The organism is Pseudomonas sp. 21 (assembly GCF_000955805.1).
GTDB lineage: Bacteria > Pseudomonadota > Gammaproteobacteria > Pseudomonadales > Pseudomonadaceae > Pseudomonas.
This window is the reverse complement of record NZ_JYOA01000004.1, coordinates 541,413-554,690: the sequence shown is the minus strand read 5'-3', so window position 1 is coordinate 554,690 and position 13,278 is coordinate 541,413. Positions and strand designations below refer to the sequence as shown.

Here is a 13,278-nt window from a genome sequence, read left to right as displayed (position 1 = left end):
TCATTCCCACTGCTGTTCCGACCAGTTGCCGGCGACCAAGCCGGCTGCGAGATGCATGATGAAAAAAACAATAAGTGCAGAAGCCATGACCATGGCCGTGCCCGCTAATGCCAACCTCACCCGCTACATCCAGCTCGCCCTGCTCGTGCTTGCGGCGGGGGCGATCTATCCCATGCTGTACCTGCGCCAGGTCTACCAGAGCACCATGCTCGAGGCGCTGGCGATCAATAACAGCGAACTGGGTTACCTCTACTCGATCCTCGGTACTGCGTTCCTGCTCAGCTACCTGCCCAGCGGCTGGCTGGCGGATCGCCTGTCGCCGCGTTTCCTGATCAGCTTCTCGCTGATCGCCACCGGTGCGCTGGGCATGTGGTACTCGACGCTGCCGGGCTTCAACACGCTGCTGGTGATCTTCTGCGGCTTCGGTATCACCACCGGCCTGACCTTCTGGGCCGCGCTGATCAAGCGGGTGAAGATGCTCGCCGGCGAGGACGAGCAGGGCCGTTTCTTCGGCGTGCTCGATGGCGGGCGCGGGCTGGTCGAGGCGCTGCTGGCGACCATTGCCATTGCGCTGTTCGCCTACGTCACCGAGACCCGTGGCGAGAAGAACGCCCAGGGCCTGCAACTGGTCATCCATCTGTACGCGATCTTCTGCATCGTGCTCGGCGCCGCGCTGATGCTGGTGCGTGATCCGCAGAAGAACACTCGCAACGGCGACAGCGAGAAAGGCAACCTGCTGGACGACTTCAAGACCCTGCTGCGCATCCCGGAACTGTGGCTGGTCACCGCCATCGTGTTCTGCGGCTACCACTTCTTCTGGGCCACCTACAGCTTCTCGGCCTACCTGCAGGAAGGCGGCTTCGGCCTCTCCGCCACCGCCGCCGGCGTGATCACCACCGTCAAGCTGTGGATGCGCCCGCTGGGCGGCATCGGCGGCGGCTGGCTGGGCGACCGCTTCTCCCGCGCCGGCGTGCTGACCTGGGCGATGCTGCTGGCGGCGCTGGGCATGATCGGCCTGATCGTGCTGCCCAGCCTGCATGTACTGGGCGTGCTGATCTTCCTGGTGATCTTCATCGGCCTGATGACCTACGCCATCCGCGGCCTGTACTGGGCGATCCTCGATGACTGCCACATCCCGCTGCGCGTCACCGGCCTGGCCATCGGCATCATCTCGGTGCTGGGCTACGCGCCTGACGCCTACCTGCCGCTGCTCAACGGCTACATCACCGACCGCTTCCCCGGCTTCGTCGGCTACCAGATCTATTTCTCCTACGTCGTGGTGATGGGCCTGCTGGGCGTGGTCGCCACCCTGATCCTGAACAAGCGCATCCAGAAGCGAGCGAAGAAAGCATGAAAATCGTCTCCCTCGAAACCCACGTGGTCGCCGTCCCGCCGCCCCATATCGGCGGCATGTACTGGCTGTTCGTCAAGCTCAGGACCGACTGCGGCATCGAAGGCGTCGGCGAGATCTACGCCGCCACCTTCCATCCCAAGGTCATGGTCCCGGCGATCGAAGACGTGTTCGGCCGTTACCTGGAGAACCAGGACCCGCACCACATCGAGCGCTTCTTCCGCCGCGCCTATTCGAGCGGCTTCACCCAGCGCCCGGACCTGACCATGATGGGCATCGTCAGCGGCCTGGAAATGGCCTGCTGGGACATCATCGGCAAGGCGGCGAACAAGCCGGTGTACGAGCTGCTCGGCGGCAAGGTGCACGAGCGGCTGCGTTCCTACACCTACCTGTACCCGGTGAACGCCCAGGGCGAGTACGACTACTCCGACCCGGACCTGGCCGCCGAGTGCGCCATCGAGAACATGAAGCTCGGCTTCACCGCCCTGAAGTTCGACCCGGCCGGCCCGTACACCGCCTTCTCCGGCCACCAGGTTTCCCTGGAAGTGCTGGAGCGCTGCGAGACCTTCTGCCGCAAGATCCGCGAAGCGGTGGGCAGCCAGTGCGACCTGCTGTTCGGCACCCATGGGCAGATGGTGCCGTCCTCGGCCATCCGCCTGGCCAGGCGCCTGGAAAAGTACGACCCGCTGTGGTTCGAAGAACCGATCCCGCCGGGCCAGGAAGATGCCATGGGCCAGGTCGCCGCCAAGACCAGCATCCCGATCGCCACCGGCGAGCGCCTGACCACCAAGTACGAGTTCTTCAAGCTGCTGCAGGCCGGCGGCGCGTCGATCCTGCAGATGAACGTCGGTCGCTGCGGCGGCCTGCTCGAAGGCAAGAAGATCGCCTCCATGGCCGAAGCCTTCTATGCGCAGATCGCCCCGCACCTCTACAACGGCCCCATCGGCGCGGCGGCGAGCTTCCAGCTGGCGGCCTGCACGCCGAACTTTCTGATCCAGGAAAGCATAGGCACCTGGGACGGCTTCCACGCCGAGATCCTGAAGAAGCCGCTGCAGTGGGAAGACGGCTATATCATCCCGTCCAGCGAGCCCGGCCTGGGCGTCGAGCTGAACATGGACGTGGTGCGCGCCCACAGCCCGTACACCGGCGAGCGCCTGCACCTGCAGATGGGGCCCGACCCCGTCGATGTGAAAGACAACGCACCGGCCAAAGGCTGATGTCGGACCCGCTCCCCGACAAAAGGGCGAGCGGGGTTTTACCCAAACTCGCGGTACGCATTCCATGAAATACGACTACATCATCGTCGGCGCCGGTTCCGCCGGCTGCATCCTCGCCGCCCGCCTGAGCGAATCGGGCGAGCACAGCGTTCTTCTGCTGGAGGCTGGCGGCAAGGACAGCTCGCACTGGTTCAAGATCCCGGTGGGCTTCGCCAAGCTCTACTACAACCCGACCTTCAACTGGATGTACTACAGCCAGCCGCAGAAGCAGCTCGCCAATCGCCAGCTCTACGCGCCGCGCGGCAAGGTCCAGGGTGGGTCCGGGTCGATCAACGCGATGATCTACGTGCGCGGCCAGGCCCATGACTTCGATGACTGGGCGGCGGGTGGCAACGACGGCTGGTCGTTCAAGGACGTGCTGCCGTACTTCCGCAAGCTGGAATCGCACCCGCTGGGCAACACCGAGTACCACGGCGCCAACGGACCGATCCGCATCACGCCGATGAAGGGCCACACCCACCCGATCTGCGACAGCTTCCTCGAGGGCTGCCAGGAACTGGGCTACCCGCTGAGCGAAGACTTCAACGGCAAGGACTTCGAAGGCGCCGGCCTCTACGACGTCAACACGAAGAATGGCCAGCGTTGCTCCAGCAGCTTCGCCTACCTGCACCCGGCGCAGAACCGCGCCAACCTGGCCATCGAGCGCAAGGCGCTGGTGGAACGCGTGCTGTTCGACGAGAACAAGCGCGCCATCGGCGTGAGCGTGAAGCAGAGCGGCGTGCAGCGTGAGTTCCACGCCAGGCGCGAGGTCATCCTCGCCGCCGGCGCGGTGGACTCGCCCAAGCTGCTGCAACTCTCCGGCGTCGCCGACCGCGAACTGCTGGACGAGCACAAGATTCCGCAGGTCCACGAACTCCCGGCGGTGGGCAAGAACCTGCAGGACCACCTCTGCGTCAGCTACTACTACAAGGCCAATATCCGCACCCTGAACGACGACTTCGGTTCGCTGTTCGGCCAGGCCAGGCTCGGGCTGGAGTACCTGCTGACCCGCAAGGGCCCGCTGTCGATGAGCGTGAACCAGAGCGGCGGCTTCTTCCGCAGCGATGACGCGCTGGAGCACCCGAACCTGCAGCTGTACTTCAACCCGCTGTCGTACCAGATCCCCAAGAGCAACAAGGCCAGCCTGAAACCCGAGCCGTATTCGGGCTTCCTGCTCTGCTTCAACCCGTGCCGGCCGACCAGCCGCGGCGAGATTCGCATCGCCTCGAAGAACCCGGCCGACGCCGCGCTGATCGACCCCAACTACCTGAGCACGCAGAAGGACATCGACGAAGCCATCCAGGGCAGCCACCTGATCCGCAAGATCATGAACGCCCCGGCGCTGAAGAAGATCACCGTCGAAGAAGTGCTGCCGGGCCCGGCTACCCGGTCCGACGAGCAGATGCTGCAGTACTTCCGCGAGAACTGCGGCTCGATCTACCACCTGTGCGGCAGCTGCGCCATGGGCAGCGATCCGCAGACCTCGGTGGTGGACAACCGCCTGCGTGTGCACGGCATCGCCGGCCTGCGCGTTGTCGATGCGTCGATCTTCCCCAACGTCACCTCCGGCAACACCAACGCCGCGGTGATGATGGTGGCCGAGAAGGGCGCCGACCTGATCCTCGAAGATGCCCGCCAAGTTGCGGAGCAGCGCCCAGCCACCCAGCCCGCCCAGCGCGTGGCGGTGTAGTAGCGGCGTATTACCCCGCCACCAGCGTGACTGTCTAAGCTCTCCCGCATGCCCGGCCGCCACGGCCGGGCCCTGCCGGGAGGATGCCCCAGATGGCCGCGAAGAAGATCCTGATGCTGGTCGGCGACTACGCCGAAGACTACGAAACCATGGTGCCGTTCCAGGCACTGCTGATGGTCGGTCACATCGTCCATGCCGTCTGCCCGGACAAGAAGGCCGGCCAGAGCATCCGCACCGCCATCCACGATTTCGAAGGCGACCAGACCTACAGCGAGAAGCCGGGTCACAACTTCGCCCTCAACGCCACCTTCGCCGACGTGCGTGCCGAAGACTACGACGCGCTGCTGATCCCTGGCGGCCGCGCTCCGGAATACCTGCGCCTGAACGCCAAGGTGATCGAGCTGGTGAAAGCCTTCGACGCTGCGAAGAAGCCCATCGCCGCTGTCTGCCATGGCGCCCAGCTGCTGGCCGCCGCCGGTGTGCTCAAGGGCCGGGCGTGCAGCGCCTATCCGGCCTGCGGTCCGGAAGTGACGCTGGCCGGTGGCGAGTACGTGGACATCCCGGTGGATGCCGCCCATGTCGACGGCAACCTGGTCACCGCGCCCGCGTGGCCGGCGCACCCCGCCTGGCTGGCGAAGTTCCTCGAGGTGCTGGGCACCCGGATCAGCCTGTAAACTGGCCCGTCATCGAAGCTGGAGAAGCCGTCCATGTGCGAACTCTATGTAAAGGCCGACCCGATCCTCTATGAGTCGCGCTCCCGCTCGCTGCGCATCCGGGGTGTGGTCACCACGCTGCGCCTGGAGAACCAGTTCTGGGACATCCTGCGCGAAATCGCCGAGGTGGACGGCATGACCACCAACCAGCTGATCGCCAAGCTCTACGACGAGGTGATGGACTACCGCGGGGAGGTGGTGAACTTCGCTTCCTTCCTGCGGGTGAGCTGTACGCGCTTCCTCGCCCAGCGCCGTGACAATGTGGTGGAGCTGAACCGCGTGCCGCGCAGCGCCTGAGCCCGATCCACCCTGCGGGGGCGGGCCATGCCGGCGATCGCGCGCATGGCGCGCTCCTACAGTGAAACTCCTCTACTTCCGGCTGTGGTGGGAGCGGATTCATCCGCGATCGGCTTGCCCCCGCGCCATGTCACCCATATTCCGCCCATGAAAAAGCCCGGCACTTGGCCGGGCTTTTTCATGGGGCGGTCACGCAGTGATCACTGCACTTCCACCGCCAGGTTCTCGGCGATCTTCTTCTGCCAGATGGCCGGGCCGGTGATGTGCACCGACTCGCCATTGGTGTCGACTGCGACGGTCACCGGCATGTCCTTCACTTCGAACTCGTAGATCGCTTCCATGCCCAGTTCGGCGAAGGCCAGGACCTTGGACTTCTTGATCGCCTGGGCGACCAGGTAGGCAGCACCGCCCACGGCCATCAGGTAGACGGCCTTGTTGTCCTTGATCGCCTCGATGGCGATGGGGCCGCGCTCGGACTTGCCGATCATGCCCAGCAGACCGGTCTGCTCGAGGATCTGGCGGGTGAACTTGTCCATGCGGGTCGCGGTGGTCGGGCCAGCCGGGCCAACCACTTCGTCACCGACCGGATCGACCGGGCCGACGTAGTAGATGAAGCGGCCTTTCAGGTCCACCGGCAGCTCTTCGCCCTTGTTCAGCATGTCGACCATGCGCTTGTGCGCGGCGTCGCGGCCGGTGAGCATCTTGCCGTTGAGCAGGATGGTCTCGCCCGGCTTCCAGCTCTGCACTTCTTCCGGGGTGATGCTGTCGAGGTTGACGCGGCGTGCGGACGGGCCGGCTTCCCAGACGATTTCCGGGTAGGCGTCCAGCGACGGCGCTTCCAGTTCGGCCGGGCCGGAACCGTCGAGCACGAAGTGCGCGTGGCGGGTGGCGGCGCAGTTGGGGATCATGCAGACCGGCAGCGAGGCGGCGTGGGTCGGGTAGTCCATGATCTTCACGTCGAGCACGGTGGTCAGGCCGCCCAGGCCCTGGGCACCGATGCCCAGCTGGTTGACCTTCTCGAACAGCTCGAGGCGCATTTCCTCGATCTTGTTCTGCGCACCGCGAGCCTTCAGCTCGTGGATGTCGATCTCGTCCATCAGGACTTCCTTCGCCATCACTGCGGCCTTCTCGGCGGTACCGCCGATGCCGATGCCGAGCATGCCCGGCGGGCACCAGCCGGCGCCCATGGTCGGAACGGTCTTCAACACCCAGTCGACGATGGAGTCGGACGGGTTGAGCATGGCCATTTTCGACTTGTTCTCGGAGCCGCCGCCCTTGGCCGCGACGTCCACTTCCACGGTGTTGCCGGGAACGATGGAGTAGTGGATCACCGCCGGGGTGTTGTCCTTGGTGTTCTTACGCGCACCGGCCGGGTCGGCCAGGATGGAGGCGCGCAGGACGTTCTCCGGCAGGTTGTAGGCGCGACGCACGCCTTCGTTGATCATATCGTCGACGCTCATGGTGGCGCCGGCCCAGCTCACGTCCATGCCGACGCGGACGAACACGGTGACGATACCGGTGTCCTGGCAGATCGGGCGGTGACCGGTGGCGCACATGCGCGAGTTGATCAGGATCTGCGCCATCGAGTCCCGGGCGGCCGGCGATTCTTCGCGCAGGTAGGCCTCATGCATGGCCTGGATGAAATCAACCGGGTGGTAGTAGGAGATGAACTGCAGGGCATCGGCGACGCTCTGGATCAGGTCGTCTTGCTTGATCACGGCCATGGAGCACGGTCCTCTTCAGGCGGGTAGTACAGGCATGGGGCCTGTTACATCGGGAATTCGCCGACACGGCTGCGGCGAAAAAAGGCGCCGTAGTATACCGCCGCGGCTGCTTGCCGCGCACCCGCCAGCGATCCGACCTTGGTCCCAGACGGCCTCTGCTCTTCATAAGGGCCGCCCACATTCCGATCGGCTAGGCACTGGGGCGCTTTGATAGTAGAGTGAAGGCCAGGTGCCATTACGGGACGGAGCCCCATGAGCACGCTGAAACCACCTCTGAAGCAGCACGCCTTACAAAAACTACTCATCAGGCGATTCGGCATGGCCCTCGGGACCTATGCCCTGGCGCTGCTGTTGCTGTGGTTGGCCGTGTTCGGCGAGTTCTACCGCGCCCCCGTCAGCTTCGCCCTGACCTGCACGCTGCTGGTCACCGGCAGCCAGCTGGTGTTCGCCTGGCTGTTCTTCAGCGGACGCAACCAGCGCTTCACCGACCCGAGCATGACCGAGCCGCAGGTGCTGGTGGCGCTGGTCTGGAACACCCTGTTCCTGGCCAGCGTGGATACCGCGCGCGGCACGCTGATGGTGCTCTACGTGCTGATCCTGCTGTTCGGCGTGTTCCAGTTGCAGCCGCGGGTCTTTGCCCGTTGCGCGGCGCTGGCCTTCATTGCCTTCGCCGGCCTGAACCTCCACGAAGCCTTCCAGCAACGGCTGCAACTGCCGGCCCAGGCGGTCCTGCAACTGCTGGTGCTGTTCATCGTGCTCACCTGGCTGAGCCTGTTCGCCGGCTACGTGCAGTCGCTGCGCCAACGCATGCGCCAGCGCCGCTATGCGCTGCAGGCGCACCAGGACACCCTGCGCGGCATGATGCGCCAGCTCGAAGACCTGGTGGCCACCGACGAGCTCACCGGGCTGTTCAACCGCCGTCACTTCATCCGCCTGGCCGGCCGCGCGCTGGAAGAAATGCACCCCGGCCAGCGCCACGGCCTGGCGCTGATCGACCTGGACCACTTCAAGCGCATCAACGATGTCCACGGCCATGCCGCCGGCGACCGCGTGCTGCAGACTTTCGCCGCCGTGGCACGGGCCTGTCTGCGCGAAGGCGACGTGCTGGCGCGATACGGCGGCGAGGAGTTCGTCCTGCTGCTGCCCAACGCCGATGCCGACCGCCTGACCACCTGTTGCGAACGCCTGCGGATGGCCTATTCGGCGGCGGAGCCGGTGGGCGTGAATATCGAAACCCTGAGCCTGTCGGCGGGGATGACCCTGCTCGACGCCAACGATGATCTCGACGAGGCCTTGCAACGGGCCGACCAGGCGCTCTACCGTGCGAAACGCAGCGGACGCAACCGCTGCGATGCCGCATGGGAGTGGACGCGTGCCTGAGATACAGGCCGGATCGCAATGCTTTTCGGTAAGCCCCGGAGTCAACCTGCTCGATGCCCTGCGCGGGGCCGGCGTTGCCGTGCCTTACAGCTGTCGGGCCGGCAGTTGCCACGCCTGCCTGGTGCGTTGCACCCGCGGCGAGGTGCTGGATGCCTTGCCCGAGGCGCTGGATAGCGCGCGACGCGAAGAGGGCTGGCGACTGTCCTGCCAGTGCCGGGTGATCGAGGACCTCTCGGTGGAAGCCTTCGACCCGCAGCGCGATGGCCTGCCCGCCACGGTGACTGAACTGGACTGGCCGGCGCCGGACGTGCTGCGCCTGCGCCTTATCCCGCAACGCCCGCTGCGCTACAGTGCCGGGCAGCACCTGATCCTCTGGAGCGCAGAACGCGTCGCACGGCCCTATTCCCTGGCCAGCGTGCCGGGCCTCGACCCCTGGCTCGAATTCCACATCGACTGCCGCGAACGCGGCGCCTTTGCCGATTTTGCCCGTGGCCTGAACGTCGGCGACGGCCTGCGCCTGGGCGAGCTGCGGGGCGGCGCACTGCACTACGACCCGGAATGGCATGAGCGGCCGCTGCTGCTGATGGCCTCCGGCACCGGCCTGGCGCCGCTCTGGGGCGTCCTTCGCGAGGCGCTGCGCCAGCATCACAGCGGGCCGATCCGCGTCATTCACCAGGCCCATGACCCCGCCGGCCATTATCTGGCTGAGCCCCTGCAATCCCTGGCCGCCAGCCACCCGGAGCTGGACGTGACGCTGATGACCACGGCCGAGTCGGCCGAGGTTTTGGCGCAACTCCGGCTTGTTTCGCGGCGAACCCTCGCCTTACTCTGCGGCCACCCCGCCAGCGTCGATGCCTTCGCCCGTCGCCTTTACCTCTGCGGCGTGCCCCGTGGCCAGACGCTGGCCGACCTGTTCCTGCCCCACGCCTGAACCGGTCCTCACCCTTCAATAAGAACAAGGAATTGCCATGAGCGAACAGATTCTCGTCGAGCGCGAAGAGGGCCTGCTGACCCTGCGCCTGAACCGTCCGGACAAGATGAACGCGCTGACCCGCACCATGTATGCGGGGCTGGCCGACGCCCTGGAAGCGGCACAGGAGGATCGTTCGGTGCGCGTGGTGCTGATCACCGGCAACGCCGAGTGCTTCACCAGCGGCAACGATATCGTCGACTTCCTCCAGGAACCGCCCAGCGGCCCGGACAGCGCCGTGTTCCGCTTCATGCGCGCGCTGATGGAGTTCACCAAGCCGGTGGTCGCTGCCGTCGCTGGCCCGGCCGTGGGTATCGGCACCACGCTGCTGCTGCATTGCGACCAGGTGTTCATCGCCAAGGGCGCCAAGCTGAAGATGCCCTTCGTCAATCTTGGCCTGTGCCCGGAGTTCGGTTCCAGCTTCCTGGTGCCGCGCCTGGTCGGCCCCGTGAAGGCTTCCAGCCTGTTGCTGCGCGGTGAAGGTTTTACCGGCGAGCAGGCCGTGGCCTACGGCATCGCCAATGAGGCACTGGACGACGGCGCTGCTGCGCTGGAGCGTGCCCGTGAGGTCTGCCAGGCCTTCCAGCAACTGCCGCCGGCTGCCGTGGCGTTGAGTAAGCGCCTGCTGAAGGCGCCCTTCATCGAAGAGCTGCGCCGCGTGGTGGCGGAAGAGGGCCAGCATTTCGTCCAGCGCCTGCATTCGCCCGAAGCCCACGAGGCGCTGAGCGCCTTCACCCAGCGCCGCCAGCCGGATTTCTCGAAGTTCCTGTAAGCGCTGCCTGTCGGCGTACGACCGCGAAGGGTTGTACGCCCTGGGGATTGGCATCGGTGCCTTTGGGCAGGATCTTCGCGAGCTCGCTCCTGCAGGGAACACCAACCGGATCACCCCGGTGGCGCAGGAGCGGACTTTGTCCACGCGCCAAGGCCAACAATAGAGCGGCGATAAGACATCGCGGACGCAGTCCGCTCCTACACAAACCTCACGCCCTGCGCAGGAGCGGACTTTGTCCGCGATCGGTCTGCGTCGCCGAGAACGTTTGCCCACACAATCTGTGGAACGCGCTGTGGATAAGCTCTGGGACAACCCCGCCAGCCCACGCCAACTGTGGCCTGCAGGGGATTGAGCGGTATTTGAGCGATGGGCCGCAGGTTGCCCACATAAGGTGTGGAAGGTGCTGTGGATAAGCTCTGATGCAACCGCTGCAAGCCAGGCGCCATAGGCCTTGGCGCGGATTGAGCAGGAATTGAACAGCGCAGAGCTTCTGCTCTTGGTAGGACCGAGGGGCACGCCCAGTGCTTGCTTGCGAACAAGCCCCGCAACGCTCTTGGTTCGCGAGCAAGCTCGCTCCTACAAGGTGCCGGCGACGGAAATGAAAAGGCCGCCCCGAAGGGCGGCCTTTTTTGCTCCGAACGCAGGATCAGGCCAGCAGATCGCCCACGTGCAGCACCTTCATGGTGTTGGTGCCGCCCTGGGTGGTGTAGCTGTCGCCCTTGGTCAGGATCACCCAGTCACCCTTGGTCACCACGCCTCGCTGCAGCAGCGCGTCGACGGCTTCCTGGCTGACACGCTCCGGCGGCAGGGCCGCCGGGTCGAACGGAATGGTCTCCACGCCACGGAACAGCGCCACGCGGGCCTGGGTCTCGCGGTGCGGGGAGTAGGCGAAGATCGGCACCGAGGAACGGATGCGCGACATGATCAGCGGGGTGTAGCCGCTTTCGGTCAGGCAGATGATCGCCTTGATGCCCGGGAAGTGGTTGGCGGTGTACATGGTGGCCAGGGCGATGCTCTCGTCGCAGCGTTCGAAGGTCTGGCCGATACGGTGGCTGGACTTCTTGGTGGTCGGGTGCTTTTCGGCGCCGGCGCAGATGCGCGCCATGGCCTTGACCGCTTCCACCGGGTATTCGCCGGCGGCGGACTCGGCGGAGAGCATCACGGCGTCGGTGTAGTCGAGCACGGCGTTGGCCACGTCGGAGACTTCCGCGCGGGTCGGCATCGGGTTGTGGATCATCGACTCCATCATCTGGGTCGCGGTGATCACGGCCTTGTTGTAGCGGCGCGCGTGCAGAATGATCTTCTTCTGGATGCCCACCAGCTCGGCGTCGCCGATTTCCACGCCGAGGTCGCCACGGGCCACCATCACGGCGTCGCTGGCGCGGATCAGGCCGTCCAGGGCTTCGTCGTCGGCCACGGCTTCGGCGCGCTCGATCTTGGCCACCAGCCAGGCGGTGCCGCCGGCTTCGGTGAGCAGGCTGCGGGCGTATTCCATGTCCTTGGCGTCACGCGGGAAGGACACGGCGACGTAGTCCAGGTCCATGCTCGCGGCCAGCTTGATGTCGGCCTTGTCCTTCTCGGTCAAGGCCGGCGCGGTGAGGCCGCCGCCACGGCGGTTGATGCCCTTGTGGTCGGACAGCGGGCCGCCGATCAGGACTTCGCAGACCAGTTCGTCTGCCTTCACTTCCTTCACCACCATGACCACGCGGCCGTCGTCCAGCAGCAGCTCGTCACCGATGCCGCAGTCCTTGACCAGGTCCGGGTAGTCGATGCCCACGACCTGCTGGTTGCCTTCGGTGCGCGGGTGGCTGGTGGAGAAGCGGAAGGTGTCGCCGACCGCCAGCTCGATGCGCTTGTTGGCGAACTTGGCGATGCGGATCTTCGGACCCTGCAGGTCGCCCAGCAGCGCCACGAAGCGGCCGTGCTTGGCGGCGATATCGCGCACCAGTTGGGCGCGGGCGCGGTGTTCGTCGGGAGTTCCGTGGGAGAAGTTCAGGCGGGCGACGTCGATCCCGGCGAGGATCAGCTGTTCCAGGACTTCGGGGGAATTGCTGGCTGGGCCGAGGGTGGCGACGATCTTGGTGCGGCGAAGGGACATGCGGGGCTCCTAGGGGAAAGCAGCGGTCAGGTTGCCCCGAGAGCGGGTCCGAGGCAGCCAGGACGCCATCTTACTCTCTTTCAGATGACTCTTTCAGGTGGCTCGCTCAGGGGCCGGGTCTGATCACCAGCAGATCGCATTCGACTTCCTCGAAGACCCGCTCGGCGGTCTGGCCGATCAGCGCGTTGTCCAGCTGGCCGCGGGCGACGGCGCCCATCAGCAGCAGGTCGATGGCTTGGTCCTTCACGTAGGTCGGGATCACTTCCTCGGCGAAGCCCTGGCCCAGCAGCGTGCGCTGGCGGTCGATCTGCGGGTAGTGCGCGAGCAGGGTGTCGAAGGCTTCGCGGTGGTGGGCCCCGGTGCGCAGCACGTAGTTATCGTAGTCGGCCAGCAGCTCGGCGTTGAACGCCAGGGTGCGAGGCACGGCCATGTAGGCGTGCAGGTAGTGGGCGTCGAGCTGCAGGCGTTGCTCCAGTTCTCGGGCCACCGTGATCAGCCGATGATCCAGCGTGGCCGGGGTATCGCCGGCGTGCAGCGGGTCGACGGCGGCGCACAGGTTCTTCCCGGACCATTCGCCGTGCTGCACCAGCCAGAGTGGCTGCGGGCAATGGCGGATCAGTTGCCAGTCGTGGTTGGTGAGGAACAGGCGCTTGAGCAGGTTGTGGTGATGCGCGGACTTGAGTACCAGGTCGGGCGTGGTCTGCTCGCAATGGAGGACGACCTGGTGGTGCAGGGACTTGCCCCAGCGCACCTGGCAGTGCACGTCCAGGCCGGTTTCGCGAAGCGGTTCGGCCAGCTGTTGCAGCCAGCCCAGGCGCTCGTCCAGCAGGTTGCGCTGGGCAGCGTCAAGGTCGCCGCGCTCCAGCAGCAGGGCGTTGTCCAGCGCCGCGTTGTACACGCAGGCCAGCAGTTCTAGGCGCGCGCCGCAGCGCTGGGCGATCCAGCGGGCGCGGGTGAGGGCGGGCTGGTCCGCGCGGGTCGGGTCGATGATGACGAGCAGGTGCTGCAGCTTCATGGCGGAGTCCTC

At 65.8% G+C, this 13,278-nt stretch carries 11 protein-coding genes; 8 read left to right on the top strand and 3 right to left on the bottom strand.

Features of this window, described 5'->3' with window-relative positions; all coding sequences use genetic code 11:
- Positions 1-58: 58 nt before the first annotated feature.
- The 5 genes from UB43_RS12225 (at position 59) to UB43_RS12205 (ending at position 5,307) form a co-directional block, all read left to right on the top strand.
- Positions 59-1,354 carry a nitrate/nitrite transporter gene (locus UB43_RS12225; RefSeq protein ID WP_045211054.1) on the top strand — a complete coding sequence of 432 codons (1,296 nt, stop codon included), beginning with the start codon at positions 59-61 and terminating at the stop codon, positions 1,352-1,354.
- The gene (locus tag UB43_RS12220; protein ID WP_045211052.1) at positions 1,351-2,568 is read left to right on the top strand and encodes a mandelate racemase/muconate lactonizing enzyme family protein; all 1,218 of its coding nucleotides are present in this window, start codon (positions 1,351-1,353) and stop codon (positions 2,566-2,568) included. The genes UB43_RS12225 and UB43_RS12220 overlap by 4 nt, the downstream gene beginning before the upstream one ends.
- 64 nt (positions 2,569-2,632) lie before the next feature.
- The gene (locus UB43_RS12215) at positions 2,633-4,297 is read left to right on the top strand and encodes a GMC family oxidoreductase (RefSeq protein WP_045211049.1); all 1,665 of its coding nucleotides are present in this window, start codon (positions 2,633-2,635) and stop codon (positions 4,295-4,297) included.
- Between the two features lie 92 nt (positions 4,298-4,389).
- Complete coding sequence (locus UB43_RS12210) at positions 4,390-4,971, top strand: DJ-1/PfpI family protein (protein WP_045211047.1); 582 nt, start codon at positions 4,390-4,392, stop codon at positions 4,969-4,971.
- Positions 4,972-5,004: 33 nt separating this feature from the next.
- Entirely contained in the window at positions 5,005-5,307 is a 303-nt protein-coding gene (locus UB43_RS12205) for a ribbon-helix-helix domain-containing protein (protein ID WP_017519692.1), read from the top strand.
- A gap of 200 nt (positions 5,308-5,507) precedes the next feature.
- Here UB43_RS12205 and UB43_RS12200 read toward each other — a convergent pair whose 3' ends face one another.
- Positions 5,508-7,031, bottom strand: a complete 1,524-nt coding sequence (locus UB43_RS12200; protein ID WP_045211043.1) for a fumarate hydratase — start codon at positions 7,029-7,031, stop codon at positions 5,508-5,510.
- A gap of 252 nt (positions 7,032-7,283) precedes the next feature.
- On the opposite strand from UB43_RS12200, the gene UB43_RS12195 reads away from it, so the two are divergent.
- From UB43_RS12195 to UB43_RS12185, 3 genes are read left to right on the top strand one after another with little or no spacing between them, the layout of a single operon-like run.
- A complete protein-coding gene (locus UB43_RS12195) occupies positions 7,284-8,411 on the top strand; it encodes a diguanylate cyclase (protein ID WP_045211041.1) in 1,128 nt (375 codons plus the stop codon).
- Complete coding sequence (locus UB43_RS12190) at positions 8,404-9,342, top strand: iron-sulfur-binding ferredoxin reductase (RefSeq protein WP_045211040.1); 939 nt, start codon at positions 8,404-8,406, stop codon at positions 9,340-9,342. Before UB43_RS12195 ends, UB43_RS12190 begins: the two co-directional genes overlap by 8 nt.
- 37 nt (positions 9,343-9,379) lie before the next feature.
- Positions 9,380-10,153: an enoyl-CoA hydratase-related protein gene (locus UB43_RS12185; protein WP_045211038.1), complete on the top strand. Its 774-nt coding sequence runs from the start codon at positions 9,380-9,382 to the stop codon at positions 10,151-10,153.
- Positions 10,154-10,799: 646 nt separating this feature from the next.
- Here the strand turns inward: UB43_RS12185 and pyk are convergent.
- Both pyk and UB43_RS12175 read right to left on the bottom strand, forming a co-directional pair.
- Positions 10,800-12,251: a pyruvate kinase gene (gene pyk / locus UB43_RS12180; protein WP_045211036.1), complete on the bottom strand. Its 1,452-nt coding sequence runs from the start codon at positions 12,249-12,251 to the stop codon at positions 10,800-10,802.
- A 106-nt stretch (positions 12,252-12,357) separates the two neighbouring features.
- Positions 12,358-13,266: a universal stress protein gene (locus UB43_RS12175; RefSeq protein WP_045211035.1), complete on the bottom strand. Its 909-nt coding sequence runs from the start codon at positions 13,264-13,266 to the stop codon at positions 12,358-12,360.
- Positions 13,267-13,278 lie beyond the last annotated feature (12 nt).